General features: G+C 48.6%; 23 protein-coding genes. 2 read left to right on the top strand and 21 right to left on the bottom strand.

The annotated features are described in order from the left end of the window. Nucleotides 1-2 precede the first annotated feature (2 nt). Complete coding sequence (locus MKX50_RS05975; RefSeq protein WP_339158748.1) at nt 3-188, top strand: hypothetical protein; 186 nt, start codon at nt 3-5, stop codon at nt 186-188. 44 nt (nt 189-232) lie between these two features. After that, complete coding sequence (locus MKX50_RS05970) at nt 233-457, top strand: hypothetical protein (RefSeq protein ID WP_339158746.1); 225 nt, start codon at nt 233-235, stop codon at nt 455-457. A 421-nt stretch (nt 458-878) separates the two neighbouring features. Here the strand turns inward: MKX50_RS05970 and MKX50_RS05965 are convergent, their stop codons facing one another. From MKX50_RS05965 to MKX50_RS05865, 21 genes are all read right to left on the bottom strand, one after another. Continuing rightward, nucleotides 879-3,503 (bottom strand): cation-translocating P-type ATPase, encoded by a 2,625-nt coding sequence (locus MKX50_RS05965; RefSeq protein WP_339158744.1) that lies wholly within the window; start codon nt 3,501-3,503, stop codon nt 879-881. 337 nt (nt 3,504-3,840) lie between these two features. Next, a complete protein-coding gene (locus tag MKX50_RS05960) occupies nt 3,841-4,092 on the bottom strand; it encodes a hypothetical protein (RefSeq protein ID WP_339158742.1) in 252 nt (83 codons plus the stop codon). A gap of 168 nt (nt 4,093-4,260) precedes the next feature. After that, nucleotides 4,261-5,391 (bottom strand): phage tail protein, encoded by a 1,131-nt coding sequence (locus MKX50_RS05955; protein WP_339158740.1) that lies wholly within the window; start codon nt 5,389-5,391, stop codon nt 4,261-4,263. A gap of 2 nt (nt 5,392-5,393) precedes the next feature. After that, complete coding sequence (locus tag MKX50_RS05950; protein ID WP_339160023.1) at nt 5,394-5,672, bottom strand: ketopantoate hydroxymethyltransferase; 279 nt, start codon at nt 5,670-5,672, stop codon at nt 5,394-5,396. Then, complete coding sequence (locus MKX50_RS05945) at nt 5,672-6,253, bottom strand: putative phage tail protein (RefSeq protein WP_339158739.1); 582 nt, start codon at nt 6,251-6,253, stop codon at nt 5,672-5,674. The genes MKX50_RS05950 and MKX50_RS05945 overlap by 1 nt, the downstream gene beginning before the upstream one ends. Then, nucleotides 6,246-7,286: a baseplate J/gp47 family protein gene (locus tag MKX50_RS05940; RefSeq protein ID WP_339160021.1), complete on the bottom strand. Its 1,041-nt coding sequence runs from the start codon at nt 7,284-7,286 to the stop codon at nt 6,246-6,248. The genes MKX50_RS05945 and MKX50_RS05940 overlap by 8 nt, the downstream gene beginning before the upstream one ends. Before the next feature lie 31 nt (nt 7,287-7,317). Further along, entirely contained in the window at nt 7,318-7,713 is a 396-nt protein-coding gene (locus MKX50_RS05935) for a DUF2634 domain-containing protein (protein ID WP_213592726.1), read from the bottom strand. Beyond that, nucleotides 7,710-8,051 carry a DUF2577 domain-containing protein gene (locus MKX50_RS05930; protein WP_213592727.1) on the bottom strand — a complete coding sequence of 114 codons (342 nt, stop codon included), beginning with the start codon at nt 8,049-8,051 and terminating at the stop codon, nt 7,710-7,712. Before MKX50_RS05930 ends, MKX50_RS05935 begins: the two co-directional genes overlap by 4 nt. Continuing rightward, on the bottom strand, nt 8,048-9,004 hold the full coding sequence (locus MKX50_RS05925) for a hypothetical protein (RefSeq protein ID WP_213592728.1): 957 nt from the start codon (nt 9,002-9,004) through the stop codon (nt 8,048-8,050). Before MKX50_RS05925 ends, MKX50_RS05930 begins: the two co-directional genes overlap by 4 nt. Before the next feature lies 1 nt (nt 9,005). Then, a complete protein-coding gene (locus tag MKX50_RS05920; RefSeq protein WP_213592729.1) occupies nt 9,006-9,692 on the bottom strand; it encodes a LysM peptidoglycan-binding domain-containing protein in 687 nt (228 codons plus the stop codon). A 26-nt stretch (nt 9,693-9,718) separates the two neighbouring features. Then, entirely contained in the window at nt 9,719-11,659 is a 1,941-nt protein-coding gene (locus tag MKX50_RS05915; RefSeq protein ID WP_339158736.1) for a tape measure protein, read from the bottom strand. Nucleotides 11,660-11,848: 189 nt separating this feature from the next. Continuing rightward, complete coding sequence (locus tag MKX50_RS05910) at nt 11,849-12,256, bottom strand: XkdN-like protein (RefSeq protein ID WP_055109346.1); 408 nt, start codon at nt 12,254-12,256, stop codon at nt 11,849-11,851. A gap of 20 nt (nt 12,257-12,276) precedes the next feature. Continuing rightward, the gene (locus tag MKX50_RS05905; protein ID WP_339158735.1) at nt 12,277-12,738 is read right to left on the bottom strand and encodes a phage tail tube protein; all 462 of its coding nucleotides are present in this window, start codon (nt 12,736-12,738) and stop codon (nt 12,277-12,279) included. A gap of 14 nt (nt 12,739-12,752) precedes the next feature. Next, complete coding sequence (locus tag MKX50_RS05900) at nt 12,753-14,078, bottom strand: phage tail sheath family protein (protein WP_339158734.1); 1,326 nt, start codon at nt 14,076-14,078, stop codon at nt 12,753-12,755. Next, entirely contained in the window at nt 14,079-14,273 is a 195-nt protein-coding gene (locus tag MKX50_RS05895) for a hypothetical protein (RefSeq protein ID WP_339158733.1), read from the bottom strand. Beyond that, the gene (locus tag MKX50_RS05890) at nt 14,266-14,709 is read right to left on the bottom strand and encodes a DUF6838 family protein (protein ID WP_339158732.1); all 444 of its coding nucleotides are present in this window, start codon (nt 14,707-14,709) and stop codon (nt 14,266-14,268) included. Before MKX50_RS05890 ends, MKX50_RS05895 begins: the two co-directional genes overlap by 8 nt. A 306-nt stretch (nt 14,710-15,015) precedes the next feature. Continuing rightward, complete coding sequence (locus tag MKX50_RS05885; RefSeq protein ID WP_213592737.1) at nt 15,016-16,380, bottom strand: glycoside hydrolase family 30 protein; 1,365 nt, start codon at nt 16,378-16,380, stop codon at nt 15,016-15,018. Nucleotides 16,381-16,459: 79 nt separating this feature from the next. Then, nucleotides 16,460-18,463: a beta-galactosidase gene (locus tag MKX50_RS05880; RefSeq protein WP_213593057.1), complete on the bottom strand. Its 2,004-nt coding sequence runs from the start codon at nt 18,461-18,463 to the stop codon at nt 16,460-16,462. A 79-nt stretch (nt 18,464-18,542) separates the two neighbouring features. Further along, entirely contained in the window at nt 18,543-19,370 is an 828-nt protein-coding gene (locus tag MKX50_RS05875) for a carbohydrate ABC transporter permease (protein WP_155609680.1), read from the bottom strand. After that, nucleotides 19,367-20,251, bottom strand: a complete 885-nt coding sequence (locus MKX50_RS05870; RefSeq protein ID WP_213592739.1) for a sugar ABC transporter permease — start codon at nt 20,249-20,251, stop codon at nt 19,367-19,369. The genes MKX50_RS05875 and MKX50_RS05870 overlap by 4 nt, the downstream gene beginning before the upstream one ends. A gap of 82 nt (nt 20,252-20,333) precedes the next feature. Then, nucleotides 20,334-21,641, bottom strand: a complete 1,308-nt coding sequence (locus MKX50_RS05865) for an extracellular solute-binding protein (protein WP_213592742.1) — start codon at nt 21,639-21,641, stop codon at nt 20,334-20,336. Between the last annotated feature and the right edge of the window lie 51 nt (nt 21,642-21,692).

Here is a 21,692-nt window from a genome sequence, read left to right as displayed (position 1 = left end):
TCTTGCATAAATCGAGAGTGATGAGCCATATCGCCGTCTCGACCAGTGAAATCGCCGCCGGCACGGAGCAAATCAGCGCAAGCTTCCAAGATCAGCTCAGCGCCATAAACGAGCTCGAAGCTGCGGCCGGACAGCTGTCCGCCATTGTCGAGAAGCTGTGGAATATTACCTCTGGATTTACGGTGTAGCATGAGAGTGAATTTGCTGGGATCGAGCAGAATGATGGGGACGGGTGGGAATGTTGGGATTGATGGGATTGATGGGATTGATGGGATTGATGGGATTGATGGGATTGATGGAAACGATAGGAACGATAGGAACCATGGGAATTATGGGACAAATGCGATTTATGCGACTAATGCGACTAATGGGAGTGATGGGAGTGATGGGAGTGATGGGAGTGATCGGACTGATTCGACTGATGAGATTGCTGGGAACGTTGGAGCTGTTGGATTAAATGGTGGAATTGGCTGAACTCCTGGAGCTGGTCACCCGCTAACAACCGCTAACGGACAGGAGATCCGCTAATCGTGGAAATAGGCCCCTTTCGCTATGCTTACGGACACTGGTTCCGTTATTCAACCAAATTGACTGCAATAAACAGGCTTCGAGGAGCAATAGCGGAACGTAAGTCCGTTGGCTCTCAAGAATCCTCGTTTTTTCACAAATAACGCCCCCTGTGTCCGTTTAGGATTGCATATATTCAGTTGCCCAGCCAGCCACCCAAGCCACACAGCATACAAGCCGGCAACGAACGGCCGACAACCAGCTGACTTATAACAGCAATTGCAGATATGTAAAAAGTTAGACGAAAAACATCGCGTTTTCCGTCTAACTTTTATTTTAGGGGCTTGTTGGACAGCCCCCTCTCCATGTATTTATTTTGCTGTTCTTAGGCGCATGAACACCTTAATCAACTCGTTTATAAGGAGCGGAATCAAGGCCAGCCCAATGACGACTCCCCAATCCGCGAGGGACAGGTTATGCACTTTGAATGCCGCAGCCAGGAACGGAATACTGATCGAGGCAAACTGCAGAACAAGCCCGGCAATAACCGCGCCGACCAGAAGCTTGTTGGAGAACAGTCCGACCTGGAAAATGGACTTCGTGTCGCTCCGCTTCGTAAAGGAGTAGAACAGCTGCGATGCGGCCAATACAACGAAAGCCATCGTCCGTGCATACGTCATCGCTTCATCAGAAATATTCGCCGAGGTCATGCTGAAACCATGTTCTCGCAGCCCCAAGTAGAAGGCTACCAAAGTCAGAGAACCGATCAGAAGACCGCCGAGAATCGCCCGGAACGCCGCTCCGCCGGCGAAGAAGCTCTCCTTCGGATCCCGCGGCTTCCGTTTCATCACATCTTTCTCGCCTGGATCCACCCCAAGCGCGATCGCCGGCAAAGTATCCGTCACCAGGTTGATCCAGAGAATCTGGGTCGCCAGGAGCGGCAGCGGCCAAAAGAACAGAATCGAGGCCAGAATCGCTACAACTTCACCGAAATTACAGGACAGAAGGAAGGTGACCGTCTTGCGAATGTTCGAATAGATATTCCGTCCTTCCCGGATCGCATGCACGATGGTGGTGAAATTGTCGTCGGTCAAGATCATGTCGCTGGCACCCTTCGAGACATCGGTGCCGGTAATGCCCATCGCTACGCCGATATCGGCGTTTTTCAAAGATGGCGCATCATTCACCCCGTCGCCAGTCATTGAGACGATATTGCCTTGCGCTTTGAATGCTTTGACGATTTTAACTTTGTGCTCTGGGGATACACGGGCAAAGACGCGAATATTTTTAATCTTCTGGGCAAAAGCCTCATCGGAGAGCTCATCGATTTCCGCGCCCGTCATGCTCTGCTCGATTGAGCTGGCAATGCCAAGCTCCTTGGCGATCGCCACGGCGGTGTTCCGATGGTCGCCGGTAATCATGATTGGCGTAATGCCCGCCATCTTCGCTTCGTGAATGGAATCCTTCACTTCGACTCTTGGCGGATCAATCATGCCGACGAAGCCCAGAATCGTCAAATCCTGTTCCATCTGCTCAGGCTCCAGCATTTCCTCGGTATCCTTATAGGCTGCGCCGAGAACCCTCAAAGCGTCGTCCGACATCCCTTCGGCCGCCTGCAAGTACTGCTGCTTCAGCTCCTCGGTCAGCGGAACCACCTCTCCGCCCACAACGGCCGAAGTAGAGATCTTCAGCAGCTGGTCGATGGCCCCTTTCGTATGAACACGGTAGCCCTGTCTCGTCTTGTTTAGCGTAGACATGAGCTTGCGGTCGGAATCGAAGGGCCTCTCGGAAACCCGCTTGTATTCCGCTTCCAGCGATTTTTTCATAATATTGTTCTGCTCGCCATAAATGACAAGGGCCACTTCCGTCGGGTCGCCCGTACTTTCTCCGTTCTCATGGGTCGCGTCGGAGCAGAGCACGAAGGTCTTAATCAGCTCCACCGGAGGTTCATCACCCAGCGGCGTAGCAGTATAGTATTTTACGACCGTCATTTTATTCTGAGTCAAGGTACCTGTCTTATCCGAGCAAATGATACTGACGGAGCCCAGTGTCTCCACGGCGGGCAGCTTCTTCACGATCGCATGAATCCGCGACATGCGGGTAACGCCCAGCGCGAGAACGATCGCGACGATAGCCGGAAGCCCTTCCGGGATCGCCGCTACGGCTAGACTGATCGCGGTTAAGAATAGCTCGAACAAATCGCGTTTCTGAATCAGCCCGATCACAAAGATCAAGACGCAGATACCAATGGCGATGTAGCCCAGCGTTTTGCCGAGCTCCTCTAATTTTTTCTGCAGTGGGGTCAGCTCTTGCGTATCCTCATCGAGAATGGTGGCGATTTTCCCCATTTCCGTATTCATTCCGGTCGCTACGGCAATCCCTTCTCCCCTTCCATAGGTTACAAGGGTGGACATGAATGCCATATTGGACATATCGCCAACCGTGATTTTGGGATCGTCCAGACGTGCTTCGGCGTCTTTGTCGGAAGGAACAGACTCCCCGGTCAACGCGGATTCCTCGATCTGCAAATTGGCGCTATCCAGCAGCCGAAGATCAGCCGGTATGTATCGGCCTGCATCCAGTATGACAATATCCCCGGGCACGATGTCCTCGGAATTAATCTCCTTCACCTCACCTTGACGGCGAACGAGCGATTTAGGCGTGGTCATTTGCTGCAGGGCTTCGATGGCCTTCTCCGCCTTTTGCTCCTGGAACACACCGATCAGCGCATTCAGCAGAACGACAGCAAGAATAATGATGGCATCCACATATTCGCCTACGATGAGCGTAACTATCGCTGCGCCCAAGAGCACATAAATGAGCATATCCTTTAACTGGGCCAAAAATAGAGCGACCATGCTTTTCTTCGGCTTGCCCTTTAATCTGTTCGGCCCGTGCTGCTCCAGCCTCGCGCGTACTTCTTCATGAGAAAGCCCGACAGCCGGATCGACCTGCAGCTCCTTGAGCACTTCTTCCTGCGATTTCAAATGCCACATTAAAGAAACACCTCTTATTTTTGATAAAATGCATGTAATCTTACCTATATTGTAAACCCAATCGATCATAAATAATCGATTGGACTATTACTATATACGAACCAACATGCAAGATGTACTCAAAAATCAATCCAGGTTATGGCATAGCATACAAAAAGGGAAGCTTCCTGAAACGGCCGCTTCCTTGATAATAAAAATGACACCCTATGGAAAATAAGTGAAGTCATGTTATATTGCTCGCTAACTAAATTAAATGCGCTATAACTACCATATGTTTGTAATCTTGTTCGGTTTGAAATTTTGTCATAAATAACACGTCTTGCGGCGTTCCTCATGGCTATTCTGCTATTTCGCTTTCCGTGACTTCCTCGTACCTCTCAGCCAGGTGTTCATAGTTGCAAATACCGATAGTTCCTGTATCATTCTTATACACAAACTGTCCTGGGATGGCCACGAGCTCATGAGCCCCATCTTTTAGGGTTAATGACTTCAGCACACCTTCGGGCGAGAAATTAACTGATACCCCCACACCTGTCAGTAATATGATCGTGTGGATCGACGACAAATCTTTAAATTCAACTGCTTCCACGCAGTCTTTGGATTTAAATATTCTGATCATTTTCAATCACTTTCAACACCCTTCAAGTTGTTTTTATTTCAAACTAATAGTGAATAATTTAAAATTACTTTAATATCCTTGCCAGCAAACTCAATAATTTCTAGGCAATCTTCGATTTAAAAAACCTCTCCTTATTTTTTAAATATACAGCCAGTACCCTACCAATTTAGTTTGGTATGCCATAGAAGAGGCAAGACCATTTTCGCGTGTATTTCTTATCTTCAAAGGGACCGTAGAATCGTATAATGACGTTGGATAGGTGTAACTGGAAATTGATGCGTAGCTGCTATTTTCGCCGATATAAATTTTAACAATCTTACCTGCGATAAAATCCAAGTACAACGCAAGAAGGGATTCTAAACCTTTATTAGCGGTTAGTATATTAAGGATAGGATACGCTCCTGTCTTATCACTAATAAGCGATACTATATTTTTTTGGTACCCCGAGTAACTACCTACGCCAACTCTAGAAGCAAACCCCGCCCCCTCAGCTTCCGTTATAAACATTAATTTAGATAACCCTGCGGGGAATGAATATATATCCTTGACGACGGTAGCACCCACTTCTGATGTATCTAGGTAATTCATAGGTAGGTAATTACCTTGTTCTAGTGTACCTAGGATACCCCCGATGTTAATATCTTTACGTACGTTACCCGCAATCAAATTAGCAAACGAAGCTGTGATTTTACCCGTACCGTTATGATATCCTGCAGGTATGGTATATTGCCCACCTTGCATCGTTATTGTAGAGGTCACAGCCCCACGGTCAGGCATCCCCCCTGTAATAGAACCGTTTGCATTACTCGCTGTGTACCCATTCAGTAGCTGCGCGGCGCTTGCATTCCCGGTCGCCTTTACGATAGAGTTGAGTTTTGTAATCAACGAATCCCAACTCTCGCTTGTGGATGCCGAAATCCCTTTGGCAACAAGCGCGGCAACCACTTCCGCTTTCCGCTCATTGCCAAGCTGAAAAGCCGAATCAGCCCTCGATTGCGCAGTTGCGGCAGCTGTATTCGCCGCATTAGCCGTAGTTTGCGCTGCGGTGGCCGCATCATAGGCCGACTTTACTGCCCGTGGTGTTGCTGCCAAAGTCTCGCTAGTGCTGTTCGTAGCGTTAGATAGCTTCACAATCCCCGCCTCCGCTACTGATGCCGGAGGGATTTCGATATGATCTACATCTTGACGTAGTTGATTGATCTCTTCCCCGATTGCATTCATATCTTGCGGCTGAACCGTGTCGTTCAAACTCCAGTCTGTCTTCGCCATTCTTATACCTCCTTAACTTGTACCGTATGCAGCAGAAGAGTATCTGTCGTGATCGGTACATAAACGTTATTGGTTGTTTTAATGTTGTTATGCGCATCTTTAAGCTCAATTTTCGTAACTAGCGACACATCGGCTGCCGGGACGATATACTGCATTCCCACAGTTGAACCGGTTACTTCCTTTGCACTAAAGCTAGTAATCTCGACCGTATCATTCAACACGACCTTCGAAATATTCGCATCAACAAATCGAGCCACATCATTCAAAAAAGAGCTTACCATCACTTAATCACCACCTCCGGGCCGAAGTCGGCAAATGGTTTTGCTCCCAGCTTCCACTCGCCTAATTTATAGTTCCAATCGATTTCCTTGGCAGTTATCCTCTCTTCCAAGCCGATGACATCTCCTAAGCTAGTCTGCTGCTGGTAGATCATGTTCGCAGGCTTTAACATCTTAACCGTATATTCAACCTCTTTAAATACGGCTGCATCATCAAGATTGGTTGTAACGGTTAACTTAAAAGCTTGGGGATCTACACTGACAATCGTGAGTCCAGCCCCAACTAAAAAATCAAGCTGACGCTGCAAATACCGCACAGTAAATGGCGGTTTCGTAGAATACCGATTGATCAGCCGCTTTCTTCTGAACTCTAGCGTTTCTGTGGCAGGGTCGGCCTGTATGCCTAGAATCTTTTCCCGTCGTTTAATTGCCTGCATCGAAGCACTAACTACGAACTGGTCATCCAGCAATTGGTTAATGGCCTTCTCGACACTGATCCATTCCTGCGACTCTGTCTCTGTCAATTCCACAAAATCCACGACATCATGGTATAAGTCCGGGAGGTACTGCATGAACCTATTCACTCAGCGTCACCGTCCCCATGATTGGGATCTGTTCATCGGTCAGTACGACATTCACAGCCGCTCCATTCAGCATCGTATGGGTGACATCAACCACACCCTGAACAGTCAAAATGCGAGATTCGATGTGCGCGACGCGAACGATCAGGGATGGGGCATTGGCCCACGATTGCCGAAGGGATAACAGATAAGCGCTTATCGCATCTTCAACATCACTTTGTACTTGTCCCAAAACTGCTTCAGGAGCTAGTGTCAATGACGCTGCGACATCCATTACGCACGCCTCGGCCCCCGTGATCGTTACCTCATGGCCAATCGGCGCCAGTCCCAAGCCCTGGCCTTGATTTTGTTCTGGATCAATCCTCGTTTGAACCTCGTCGATCAGCGTTTGAGAAGGCTGGCTGAAATCGGCCGCGAGAATTGTCGCCCTTACCGTCCCCCCGCCATTCCATGCCGGAAATACTTTAACACCGCCTACACCGGAAATTTCGTTAATCTTTTTCTTGTAATCCGCGATGTTGCCGCCAAAAGGCTGCTCGTTAATCGCATCCATGTACCGCTTCCGCAAGGCTTCATCACTTTCTGCATCCTCTCCCGGTACGAGTACATCCGTCAGTTCAGCACGAACCAGGCCTGCAACATATTGGATGGGAAGCATTCCCCCGTACTCCTGATTGCCGGCTACCCCCGGCGTTTCGCATTCTACAACCCACTCGCCTGTAGCGATCCTGCTGACTGCAACATAATCAAGATCGTTGATTGAGAACCTGGAACCTGCAGGCACATCGATAGGAACGTTATTGGAGCCATAGAACAAAGCTTTCCGCCTTGCTTTCGTTGCTGGTTCACGGTGAATCCCGAACTCGGCTGTACGCCGTTCCAAATATTCTGCTGTGGCCGTATCGGCGTATGCAAGGTTGTTGTTTATGTCCAGCTCCATATACATCTGGGCCAGCTCCGCTGCAGCAGGAGCCAGAGCGTCGTAAATGATGGATCCCTGGCGTTTATCGACATTATGGGATACCTTATCTAGCATTCTTTTCAAAATATGTTCATAGGTTTGTTGTTCATACATTCATTGTCACCTCGCTCTTAAAATCCCCGAAGATAGAAACTACCGTAAACGTGGCTACCGCTTCATCCCCGGTGATTGTGATTTGCATGTTTTCCACCCCAGATATACGGTTGTCCGCTAATAATGCTTCCTTTATAAGACGATTTATTTCCGATCGCACATACCCCTGACTTTGCCCCTGCAATCCTGATAACTCGCTGCCGAAATTCGCATCATAGATAAGGTGTGTGAACCGGTCGGTTTGGAGTATTTTATACACGGCTTGCCTGACCGCATCCAAACCGTCAATCATGCCCGTGCACCGGCCTTTATGAAAATCTATGCCGTATGTCCGGCTCGTTTCCAGTGCGGCCTCTGCCGTCATTAAATTGCCGCCCAACGGTATCATGGTCTCACCACCTTATCCAGCACCACATATTGTTGTCCCCCCTGCATTCTTAACAGCAAAACACCATCCCCCGCCTTTAGGCCCTCACGAATAACGATCTTTTCTGTTAACGCATCCTGGGTTGAACTATCATTGATTTGATGGCTGTGTTTCAGATCCATTTCATGCCTAGTCAATTGTTCGGTCAGAACAAAAAAATCCTCATCCAGCAATAAACGCTGATCGACGAGGATTTCCAAAGGTTGTTCTTTGGTCACTGTGCCAAACATGACCGCTACAGGATGCTCTGCTTCATTCAGATTCATGGTGATTTGCTTTATCGCATTGGCCAGACTCATTCGATCACCTTCAATTCAATTTGCAATGTGTATTCTTCGCCGCTGAAACGGTGGGAACATTCCTCAACCAAGTAAAGCTGGTTGATCGCCAATTCTCCGATCTCTATATGGATATAACAGCCAGCGCGAATGGACGGATTTCCAAGGGCATCCACCTTTAAGCTTTTGGTTTCGCGGTTTTTAAGTTTGACCAGCTGGTCGAGAAGCTGACGAATTTGAGCATCATTCATGTTCTCGTCTACTTTTTCGTAATACTGTAGTCTCCCCCATTTGGCCATATTGGCGCTATCCTGGGCGATATGTACATCCCGCTTCTTGGTGTCTTTGTTGTCACGTACCAGTTTGATCTGGTTATACGTTTCGCTGTCGATGCTCTTTTCAAAGCTGAACCCGGTCATCAGACTCTCGTCCCCGATCGCTATATCCAGCTTCATATCCTTTACATTTTGCAACGCCAGATTACCGTAGTCGTCGTAAAACACGTAGATGCTTCCCGTGTTGACCGTTGTGAGTGCTAAAGCTTTGTCGATGATATCAATCAGCTTCTGGCCATCCTCGATCAAATTGGGAATTGCATATTTGGTATCTGCGATATTGCCCCACTTCAACTCGAAGTCGTTGGCAATCTGCTTGATAATCGCAGCTGCCGTCTTATTTTTAAATACGTAGGTGTCTGTAGCGGTTAAGTATCGAATCTGATCATACGCCTTGATCTTGAGCGTTTCTTCTTGGCTTCGCCCGATTGAAAATACATAGCCATAAAAAAGGGGCTTATCCTCATACTTCACAGTGACGATATCCCCGTTTTGAATCATATAGTTACGATCTTGCAGCATCGTAAAATCTAGGCTTCCCGGCTTGCCGATCCTGGATGTTTTCCAGGTTGCATCCGTGACAAGCTCCGATATATCATATACACCGCCTTGTTTATCGTCGGTTATTACTTCCAGCATGTTACCCCTCCTTTGGCAGCTTAATGACTTTACCAATGGGCAGCCGTTTTAATTCACTGTCTTTGATCCCATTCAGCGTTTGTATTTGCTTATATTTGCTGCCATCACCCAAAAATTGTTTAGCCACTTTCCAAAGGTTGTCCCCCGCTACAAGGGTATAAGTCTCAGGCTGTACCCGTGTATCTGCGCGAGACGCTGACTGGTTATTAGAAATTGCCGTTTCTTTGCCTGTTGCATCCTTTACAAATCCGACCTTCCTTGCGGCATAGAAACGATATTCTTTAAACGAGATTTGATAGTGTATGTCCCCAACAGTACCGGCCTCTTCACCCCAGCCAAACTTTTCAATACTCACTGCCATATTGATATTCAAATTCGAACCGGTGAGCACCAACCGAACCGGGCGTTTTTTACTTCGCCAATCTTCAATTTTATCAATGTAATAAGCCGGCTTGAACATCGCTCTGCGTTCTACATTAACCCCCGGGAACCAACTTGCCGGGAAGAAGCTCTCAAATGCAATTTCTTTCAGCTTCATATTTTTGATGACGTTAATTTCGCCTAACTGGGATATTTCGTATGTCTTACTATCTCCGCTGGATTGCACTTCAATTTTACCGGGAAGGACCGGGAATTCAATCGCTTCGGTTCGATTGTTGAATGATAGGGTAAGGGTGTACTTATCCACGGAACCCCTCCTTTCTGCACTATAATTTACGCGTATAATCTCGATGCACTCGATGCTATTTCTTCTTCCAATGTAACTGTAATTTGCGAAATGATCGTATCCAAATCTGTACCGTTATGAATATCGCCGGTGCTGACGGATACCGTAGGTGTTAGCGTTACGAAATTTTGGATCGACTTCATTTCTGCCAATTCACGCATCGTTTTGAGGTCTTCACTACTGATGTCCACCTTGTCTTCAATTTTTCCAACACTGCCCACTTTATCAACTTTGTCAATAGATGCTGCAGGTACACCGGTTTGACTGAACAAAGAAACGCCAGATCCCCCAGGGCCGCCTTTCGCTTCTTCATCTGTTTGTTGTTTTGCTCTTTGCGCTGCCTTGTCCGCGAGCATATCCGACAACTTTTGTTCTCGTTCATGTTTATTTTTTGCAGCTCTCGCTAAGGCTTCAGCTTTTTTATTGCCAGCGAAATTATCGATTTGATCTATCAAGTTAGTCAAACTGAATGTCCCTTGTATTTGAAAATTAGACCCTGTTACTTTATTGATAGTGTCTAACACATCGTTTATTTTAGCGATGATTCCGTTAACTAGCATGTCGATCTTTTGCGCCCATTTTTTAATGGGGGCCATCATGCGTTCAACCAAATCCCAGAAAAAAGCTGGAAGCAGATCAAGGGAATTAAGAAGAAAGTTCCATACTCGCATAACACCAGCTACAAAATCGTCGTTGGTTGTCCACAGTTTATAAAGCGCCAAAATTAAGGATGCAATCAAAGTTATGATTAAAACGATGGGATTAGCGTTCATGATCGCATTCCATAGCGCCTGGGCTATGGCTGCAATCCTTGTAGCTATCGCTGCTGCATTTGTAGCTATCGCTGCTGCATATGTAGCTATCGTGCTCCAGTTTAGCGCTAAGGTTAACCCCCCGATCGCTGCCGCCAATCCCCATACAATTGGGCCGAGAATGGACCAATTTTCAGAGAAGAAGCTATATACTTGCGCTGCATACTCGACTAGCTCAATCATCCACGATACCACCGTAGATATGCCCATGGCTAATCCGTCCAGAAAATTAGTCACGCCATCAGACTGCAAGTAAGTAGTTAACAGGACTACCAGTTCGGTAATTCTGCTTAAAGGGCCCCCTGCTTCCCCTAAGCTCCCGACCCAGCCCTTAATGATATTGTCGAGAACGGTCATCGCACCACCAAAGGTCACCGGCATTTCCTCAAACATCTTGTCAATCTGTCCCGATTGATTCTGGAAAGCCTTAACGAATTGATCAGCTGTTAATTCATCGTTAGCTGCCATTTGCATCAATTGTCCGCCGGAAACTCCCAACCCATTTGATAAAATCTGCATCATGCCCGGAGCGTTATCTAAAAGCTGACGGAGTTCATCGCCTTGCACAACCCCATCTCCCAACGCTTGAGACATACGTTGCATCGCACTTTCGGCATCTGCTGCTGAAACTCCACTAATCACCAGGGATTTGTTAAAGTTATCCGTGAAATCAAGCAAATCATCGTTGTTCTTGAATAAACCTTGCGTGCCTACTCCAAGCTTGGTGACTAACCCGGCAGTTGCGCTATAACTCATCCTTGTTCTATTGGCTATATCTAAAACTTGTTGTTGTAACCCAGCCTGGGTGCGCAAACCATCATTAACAAAAGCTAAACGGGCGTTGGTAGCAGCCATGTCATCGGACACCGCCATGGCCTCACCTATCACGCCCCCTAGTTGTTGGGCAAGTTTAACCCCCTTGGATATAACACCAACGAGCTTTTTAACTGAGGATTCCGTTTGCTTCAAGCCATTGTTAATAGTTATATTTGCATCGTTTAATGTGGTGTTGATTTGCTGGTAATTGTTGTTGATTGCCTGTGTCATATGAATCATCTTCTGGTGATTGTTAATCAAATTCAGAGTCGCTTGCACTGTTGCCACTTTGTACTTCACCTTCTTTCGAAGCAAATACCTATCTCTTCATCTTTTTCGCCGCTTTATCTTCCGCTGCTACCCTTTCATCAATGCAAGCCATAACAAAAGCCCTCTCTTCTCTAGAAAGGGCTAAAAACTCATTAGGCCATTTATGAAACTTGTGGAGGGCATAGTAAGCATAATTTGCCTCACTGTCGCCCTCCCGGATTAGTTTTTTGCTTCTTCCACCAGATCCTCCATCCCAACATCAAAACCGCTCAGCCGTTGGATGTGTTCAGCAAGCGTAGCAATCTCACCGGGCAACAGCACTTTATTTACGTATTGCTCAGGAGTGGTACAACCAAGTTTACTGATGGACTCCGCATCTTTAAAGTCAGGTACGAGCGTGTTATTGATGACAGATGTCGTGTTAAACTGCTGCGCATTAAACTCTACCTTCCCTTTTTTAAGGATGGTGGTTGAACGTTTGCGAAGCTCCTCAAAATCAGGACCTGTCATGGCCTTGATCTTGAACTTTAACAGGTTTCCCTCCGCATCTTTAAACCGCTTGGACACGGTCACTTCTTCCGTCAAACCATCAATGGGGTTAGCGTTCAAAAAATCTTGCAAGCTCATATCTATTCCCTCTTTCTCTTTTATTGAATAGTATTAAACATATCCGGCATGTCCACATCCTCAAACGTAAACGGAATTTCCTCCTCCAGCATATCGTCGCTGGTGGCATCAAATTTGGAGAGGATCAGACTATCGACATTGCAGTTTTTGAGAATGATGGTTTGCTTACCCGCAGCACTTCCCGGCTGCTCGTTGACCATCATTAGATCAAACCAAAAATCCTCACCTGTTTTAATATAGTTGATCATCAATTCCCTAAACAGCGACGTTACATAATAGACCGTCAACGTGCCGGTGCCCTTCCATCCAGCAGCACGCTGTGGCGTATTCGTTTTACCAAGCACAGGCACATCCACTTTGTTTTTCTCGGCGGTGGCTTCCCCGGTCTTGCCGTAGAGTAATTCCTCCACCCGTCCGTTGATGGTTACAAAGGCTCGTGCAGTCTTGCCGCTAATGGCATCTTTAACATTAAATACTCCCATTTATGAATCCTCCCTTAACGTACTGTGACACTGATATAAATTTTTTCGACGCTATCCACGGCTTGAATCCAAAGGTTGATTCCAATGGAATCTGAATCCTTGCCCGGCAACACTTCAATATCTTTTTGAGAGTCAAAATTTTGGATCGCACCAATATTCTGCAAGCTCTCGAGATAAGAGACCGCTTCGGCTTTAAACAGATTTCGTCCGTCTGCATCATTGGATACTTTGCCGAGAAAGTGCTGTTTGAACACCCTGGATATATCATTAGCGATGGCGTCCAAGGTGCGAATAATCCGGTTTTTGCTAAAATGCTTACCCCGGTCCATCGTAAATGTCGTGAGCGTATTAATATCCTGCACAATTCGTACCTGTCCGTTGTCGGCTGCAAGCACCATTTCGCCATTACTAATCGCCTGAACAAGCTCTGTCTTCGTATATTTCGGAGATACATCAGCAGCGTTAGGGATCACCGCACAAGTCAAAGATTGGTTGACGTTTGCCCCTGCTTCCATAGCTGCAATCTCCCATACCAGATAGGTCGGTTCTACCGTTAATCCGTCAGCGGTCACAACACCGTTTTTCAGGCTGATTACACCTTCATGATCCGCTTCAGGATAGTTGCACAGCATGGTCTGAAACTTCTTCCCCTCGTTCTCCCGGAGACGTTTGGTATAGGCCGTTGCGAGTGATTTAATGACACTATCTTCTGTAGGCACCGCCAACACGTCAAATTCCTCCGCCTCAAACGCAGCAAGGGCCGCGGCATATTCCCCAGCTCCGCCAGAACCGTCCGCCCCGCCCTCCAAGGAGGTCACAGCAGCGTCTGTCAGCACGCCTGTACCACTAAAGTCCACAAAGTCATTGGATACCAGATCCTCTGCTTTTTCGACAGTCTGAATATCCACTTCCTCCTGATCCAAATAGGTAATGACATTAAAAAAGCCCAGCATATCTATGTTGGACTGGATCGATACTTTCAGGTCATTTCCTCGCGAGCCGCCGTATTTAGCCGTCGCTGTCAAACTGCCTGACACGGCGCTTGCCTTCACTGCCCCGTTTGCTCCTAAGCGATAAATCAATACTTGATTAACATGGGAAAGTGCCGCAGAAATATGCCTGATCCGTGAGTCGACCGCATGAAAGCCGATAGCAGCTAACGAGTTCTGCATAAATGTGCTTGCTTCAAGTGTCGTGATTCCTTCTCTCCCCCAAGGCAGATGAGCGGGAACCGCCAATATACCTCGTTCTCCTAATTTACCAAGTGCCTGAGCTTCAGATTTGAAATTAATGTACACATCAGGCAATACTTTGTTTTGTGTAGTCCATGTGCCGCCCATTTATTTCACCTCTCTGATCATAAATTGTTCTACTAACTGTTTCGCTTGTGCGATGGTATAAGTCTTGTTATCCTCCAGCACGCTGCTAAGGATATCTCGATCAACACCTTGCCACTGCTCAGATTGCACAAATTGTTCCTTCGTAAAGCGAGCTGCGTTCGTCTTTTGCTTTGTATCTTCTTCTTTTTTAGCCATAATTTAAGAATCCCTCCCGCTCGAGTGTTTGCATTTTTGGTGTTTCCGGCTGCGGCTTCCACACCCAGAAGTTATAATCCACGAAGAAATGTAATGTCTGATCATTAACTTCATGCTTCATATTCAGTCCCCGGTATAATTCGCCATCGATCTCTACTGTCGCTAGCGCATCATAGAGTATTTCTGCGGTTGCATGAGCCTCTTCGTTGTATTGCGGGCCTTCCGGGAAAAAGCCAATGTCGAAGGTATGAGTGCGGTGATAGCGCCTGTCCAGTTCTTGCACTTGTGATGTTGTTAGCAATTGAACCATGAAATATGGTGTTTCCAGGCCCTGCTGATTCTCAATCTCTTCGTCGTAAATAGTTGTGCCAGGAAATGCTTTCGCCAGAGCGCCTGCGATCCCCTTACGAATGCGATTTAAACTTACTGTGTTCATAGCCCCCTCCTTTCTTATCATCGATCTTGAGCGGGAATGGATCTGGGATTTGCACCACAACAAAAAAAGCCGGCGAATCGCCAGCCATGACATAAGTTGTCTGCCCATTTGTGGTGTCCCTGAATCTCATTCCCACACTATCATAATAGCCCGGTTATCTTGGCAAAGTGGGACAGGCTCCGGTCAAGGAGCGGACAGGTTGCGGCCTTTGATTTGTATAATCCATGAAATTTCAAGTCCGCATGCCTTTCAATATCATCAAGCAAAAAAGAGAGCTGTGGTTCACAACTCTCTTTGCAAACACGATTAAATGTTGAACGTATGGAACGATAATGCCGGCAGCTCGCAGGAGATGGATTCGCTCCCGACCTGCAGCGACAGCGTTCTTGGCTCTTTAAACGGGTTCGCTACGATTACGATCCGGCCTCCGTCCGGGTTCTGGAAAGCAAGCGCGTTCCCGGCCGACGTTCCTCGGATGCCAAGACGTACGGCTCCCGGCTGGATAAAGTACGAGAAATGGCGCATCACGTAATATTCGGGATTGTAAACGACCCGCTTCGTATCCGGATCGGCCGTGATCATCGCGTTTTGCGTCCAGCCCCAAGTGCTGCGGCCGCCCGGCTCCAGCACCATATTCCAATAGATGTAGCTGTTTACGCCATTGGTGTAATAATGCTTGTACAGGTTGAACACGTAATGAGCATATTCCCAGCTGTTTTTGCCATCGCCGCATTCATTCTCCGTCTGCATGTAGCGGAGCTCGGGGTAGCTCTCTACCGTGCGCTGCAGGGCATATTTACCGGCCCACTGATAGCCGACACCGCTGATGTACTGTCTGGCCTCCGGATCGCTCAGCACCACATTGGCATAGACATCATAATCGGTGTTCTCCTGACGGTACGGATCAGGGCCGTTAATCGTTCCCAGCCAAATTTCCGTGGTCAATCCGTGCTCCCGGAAGGCCGGGCCGAGATAATCGCGAATGAAGTCGCGCAGCTGCTCGCCGGTCCACACGCAGGAAGGGAACTTCTGATCGGCGACAGGCTCGTTCTGTACATACACTTGATGAATCGTGATGCCTTCCTCGGCATAAGCTTGAACGAATTTGACGAAGTATAAGGCGTAGGCTTGCAGAACGTCCGGCTCCCACCGCAGCGTTCCGTAGTTGTACGCTTTCGGATGCTTCATCCAGGTCGGCGGGCTCCAAGGCGAAGCGAATAACGTCAGATTGGGGTTCCAGCGCAGTGCTTCTTTTATATAAGGAATGAGAACCTGCTTGTCCCGCTCGATTGAGAAATGCTCCATCGCGTAATCGCCGTCCGTCTCGTTCAGGCTGTACCACTCGGCGGCATAATCGCTCGCTCCCATCGGCAGCCGGCAAATGCTGAACCGGCATTCTCCGTCAGGATCGAACAGTTTCTTCATCACCTCCTTTCGCTCTTCATCGGAGATGTGCTGGAGCGCAAAATAACCGAGCTCATTGAAGCATCCGCCAAAGCCATCTACGGTCTGGTACTGCTCCTCCGTTACCTGCAGGCTTGCCGGCAGGTGAGTTGAACCCGCTTCGTTCCCTGCATTTGGCGATATGTTGAACGCACTAGCTCCCGCAAGGGGGAGCACCTGCTCCTGCCAATATTCCTGCTGCGTCGTAGAAATCCATGTCTTATTCATTGGGACTGAACCTCCTGAGTATTATGATGTCCGTTGAAGAGCCGCTAAGTTGCTAAGCTGCTGAGCTGCTGTGCTTCCGTCACTTCTCCTCTATAATCAGTACGCCCCAGCGCTCCAGGGTCAACTGCTCCCCGCTTGCCACGCTTCGTCCCGCCAGCAATTCCTCGCCGTTCGGATGCGGGTACGTCATGACCTGCTCTTCATCGGAATAGTTCATATAGTAATGGACGAGCTTGCCCGCTTCGTTCCAGCCGGACTTCGTGATCAGCGGGAAAGCGATCTCCTGATCCTTGCCCCACAGTCCCGCCTCCTTCACCGCTTGCTCCAGCACCTGGCGCATAATCGCCGGGCTCGGCAGACAGCCGATATAAGTCGCGACCCCGTCGCCGTACGTATTGCGGGTAATCGCCGCATAGACTCCCCAATGCGGGTGGTCATAATAGGCAAGCACCTCCGCCGTCGTCGGCGTAATCAGCTCCATCCACGTCTCCACAACATTGTGCTCCTCGCCGACGCCGAAGGGATCGCCTTTCAGCGACACATTGTTCGGCTCGACGAACATGCTGTAATAAATGCCGCAGGCTTCGTTGATGATGCCTGGCTGATGTGTCGTTCTTACCTTTATGTGTTCGTTCGTAAATCCGCTCTTGAAGGAATAGACGATATGTCCGCCTTGGCGTACAAAATTATTCAATCTTTCGAGCAGCTCATCAGATGCTGCATACAATGCCGGTACGATCAGCAGCTTATAGTCATTCAGATTGGCGCTGGATGGATGCACGATATCGCAGCCGATGTTCATCTTGTACAACTGGTCGTACATGAGTCGAACCACATCGTTGTAATTCTTCTCCTGGCCCGGCAGCTTGAACCACTCCAGCGCAGTCAGCGCTTCGTTGCTGACGAGCATGGCGGCCTGATTTTTTTTCTGCAAATTCACGAGCTTCGAAGATAGTCTGGCAAAATCGCGTCCGATCGTCTTCGCCTCGTTATAGACCGGGTTCGGCTCAAAATCATGACTGAGCAGTCCTTTCCAATACGTCTCGAATGAATTATGGATTGAATGCCAGTGCCAGTATGCCACCATATTTGCCCCGGAGGCGAGATGGCTGAACGCCTGCAACCGCAGCTGACCCGGATACGGGACCCAATGGGCAAACGCCTGAGCTTCCGTCTCCAGCACGAGATAGCTGGTTCCTTTCGTAGAACGGGCCACATCGCCGCCGAACGAAATTTCGATGCCGGTCAAATCATCCTGCGACGGATGGTAAATATCGACCCCGGTAATGTCAAAAGCTTCGGAAGCCGCGAAATGGTCGACATCCGGCTGTACCCCATAGGAATAACCCCGCCACTCGAAATCGAAGTTCTGGGTCACGAATTGATCCGGACGTTTATACTCGTTTACAATGGCCACCTGCCAGGCCAGAAAGTCGGTCACCAGCTTCCGCTGGAAGCGGGCAAACTCGGCGCCCAGGCTGCCGTTGATCGTCGCGACGACCGAAGGGAAGTCCTCCCAGCTGTTGATCCGGTTGCTCCAGTAAGCGAGTCCAAACTCCTCGTTTACCTTCTCCACGGTTCTGAATTTCTCTCTCATATATTTCACGAACTGTACCTGTACGTTGGGCCCTGCCGTATGATAATGCTTCGTCTCATTGTCGGTCTGGTACCCGATGACGGCCGGATGATCCTTCACGCGCTCCATCATTTTGCGGATGATTCTCTCGGCGTAGAACAGGTATTTTGGATTCGTTATGTCCATGATTTGCCTTGCTCCATAGCGCCCTTCTCCTTGCGGCGTCACCGCCAGCACATCCGGGTGCTCCTTCACCATCCAGGTAGGAACCGCATAAGTCGGGGTTCCGACGATGACCTGAATACCCGCTGCATGCATCGCCTCTAAGACGCGATCCAGCGAGGTAAAATCAAACACACCGCTCTGCGGCTCATGCGTGCTCCAGGTCGATTCCCCGATGCGCACCACATTAATGCCGGCATCCTTCATCATTTGAATATCCTGATCCAACCGGTCGTAAGGCATATACTCATCGTAATAAGCGACTCCATAATAAAGCTTTTGCATTTTCTGCACAGTCGTCTCTCCTCTCTTGATGAAGCATTCTTCCATTCTTCTCACGCGCCCTCTTAACGTGGCTGCCTGCCTACCCCTTAACCGCACCCTCCGTAATGCCTTCCATAATAAAGCGCTGGAAGATCGAATAAATAATGACGACCGGAATGGCCGTTAGTACGAGCGCCGCCAGAATGAGCGACCACTCTTTGTTGTACTCGCCGAACAGCATGTTCGTGGACAGAATCAACGTGTACCGGTTAACGTCGGTCAGCATAAGCAGCGGAAGCAGGAAGTCATTCCAGATCCACAGGAAGTTCAGAATTCCAATCGTGACTGAAATCGGCAGCAGCAAGGGGAAGATGATGCGAAAATAAGTCTGAAAATCGCCGCAGCCATCGATTCTCGCCGACTCCTCCAGCTCCTTCGGAATGGTCTTGACGAAGCCGTGATACAGGAACACCGCCATATTCACGCCAAGCCCGATATAGATCAGGCCCAATCCGTAGGTCGTGCCTTGTACGGCCAAGCTCTTAGCCACTCTGGTCAGCGAAATCATGATGGAATGAAACGGCACGAGCATCGAAGCGATGAACAGGAAGAAAATGAAGTTGCTCAGCTTCCCGGGTGTACGCGACAGTTTATATCCAGCCAAGCCAGCCGCAAAAATAATACCGCCAACTCCCATAATCGACACGATCACCGAGTTCTTCACGCTGTTGAGCAGATTGATTTGCTGAAAAGCGTACACATAGTTTTCAAAGTGAAGCTTCGTCGGCAGCGCCATGACAGAACTGAACATTTCCCCCTGGGTCTTAAACGAGTTAATGACCGCCAGGTAAATGGGGAAAAAGGAAACCGCGGCCAGCACGGCGAGCAGTAAAGTAACGAAATAAGAGGCTGCTGTTCGCTTTCTCATGATTCCACCTCTTTTCTCTTCATGACGCTAATTTGGATAAAGGTAAAAACGAGGATGAACAGGAACAGGATGATCGACTTTGCGCTGGCGTACCCGTACCTGAAGTTGTTGGAGAACGCCTCCTCGTATATGTTCAAGGTGATCACCTGCGTGCTGCGCCCCGGACCGCCCCCGGTCAAGCCGTACACGACATCAAACACTTTGAACGCACCATTGAGCGTAAGGAACAAGCAGATGGTCAAGGCGTGGGTGATCATTGGCAAGGTTACACGCATGAAGCGCTGGTACACATTCGCTCCGTCAATAATGGCCGCCTCCTGCAAGTGCTGAGGTACGCCCTGCAGTCCCGCCAAGTAAATGATCATCATGTACCCGACGCCGTTCCAGAGTGACACAATAATAATGGAGTAGAACGAAACGTTCGGATCGCCGATCCACCCTTGATCGAGAAAGGTGAGTATCGTTTTCTCGGCGATTTGCGGCAGCACTTGCGTAAATACAAAGGACCACATAAACGCGCTGATGATCAGACTGATCATATTGGGCATAAAAAATATCGTTCTAAAAAATCCCTTCGATCTTCGTTTTGATTCAATCAACACCGCAAGGAACAAAGCGAAGACGTTCTGCAATACGACCATGATCACCACGTATTTCAGCGTAAACCACAGGGAATGCATGAAATCCGGATCATCGCGCAAAATTTCCACGAAGTTAGCAAGTCCTACAAAATCATAGGCACGGTTTAGCCCGTTCCAGTCGGTCAAGCTGTAGAACATGCCGCCAAGCGTTGGAATGAGCAGGAAAATGCTGTAGATTATAAATGCTGGCGCTAGAAAGGCAAAGAAAGACAGGTACTTCCGATAACCTTTAGAGAGCATGGTTACATCACCTCAGATGTTCGAGTATTGGGTTAGTAGAAAGGCAGCGCCACAAACCCACGCCGCCCTTCCTTACCGGAACCTACTTGTTCACTTTATTGAAATCCTTCCAAGCCTTATCCAGTGCATTCAGCACGTCCTCCTGAGACATTTGCTTCGCGAAATAGCTTTGCAGCCCTTTACCGACCTCGTCCTTGACCGCCTGAGGAATCCGCGGATCCTGATACGATTTGCCGGCCTTCACATATTCGGTAGCATCATTGACCCATGGATAGCTTTCAAACGTGTGTACGGTAGCCAACGGATTGAATTTCAAGCTCTGGAAAAACTCATTGGAATCGTTCTCGTCCAAAATATAGTTGACCAGGTCCAGCGCCACTTCTTTGTTCTTGCTGGTCGGCGACACGGCGAGCGAAGTGGAAGTACTCAAGTTGATCAGTGTTGCATTAGGATTGTCGTTGATCGGCAGCGGGGCAACTCCGAAATCAAGATCCGGATTGGATTTCAGAATCGTCTCGGCATACCATGGGCCTTGGATCCACATCGCGCCTTTCCCTGCAGCGAAGGCGGCCGCGCCGTCGTCGCCGCTGACTTCCAGCGCCTTGTCCGTTCCGTTCGCATTTACCAGATCGATGATCTCGAACATCGACTTCATTTCGGAGAAGGAACCGTTATTGCTGTACATTCTGTCGACGAAATCAGGATTATCGGTCTCCGTAAGGGCTCCTACGGCCAGCGGCAGGAACAGCTGCGGAATCCACGCTTCCTGGTAGGACAGCACAAACGGCGTGATGTTGTTCTCCTTCAGCTTCTCTACTACTGCTTTCATTTCGGTTAACGTCGCTGGAGGCGTCAGTCCCAGATCGGAGAAGATTTGTTTGTTGTATAGGTAACCCCAGGATAACGTCTCCAGTGGTACCGCAACGACCTTGTCGTCATACGTAACGGAAGGCTTTACGCTGTCGAGCAATTTATCAACGAATGGCTGGCTGGACAAATCTTCGAGGTAACCCGCTTTATAGAACGTCGGCACCTCGTTAACAGCATGAAGACTGAATACGTCCGGCGCATCATTCGAAGCCAGTCTCGTCTTCAGAATTTGCGGCGCATTGTCCGCATTCGGCATTTCGAGTTGAACCTTAACATCGATATTTTTCTCTGCTTTCTGTTTGGCAATGAAGTCGGCAATGTACTTATCGTACTGTTCCTTGAAGCGAGGCTGGGCGATAAACACCTTCAGATTGACGGTCTGCGCCTTGCCCCCCGTATCTGTCTTGCCGGAATCACCGCTGTTCGCGCTTCCAGATGAAGAGCCGCCTCCCGATCCGCAGCCTGCCAGCAGGCCTACAACCAATATTGCGCTAAGCAGCAGTTTCCATTTGTTCTTCATGCTTTTGACCTCCCCATGTCTGATGTTGGTTACGCTTACATTGTAAAATAA

Origin of the sequence: Paenibacillus sp. FSL W8-0186, from assembly GCF_037969765.1 — a bacterium.
GTDB lineage: Bacteria > Bacillota > Bacilli > Paenibacillales > Paenibacillaceae > Fontibacillus > Fontibacillus woosongensis.
The sequence above is the reverse complement of the archived record's forward strand: the minus strand, read 5'-3'. Positions and strand labels throughout refer to the sequence as shown.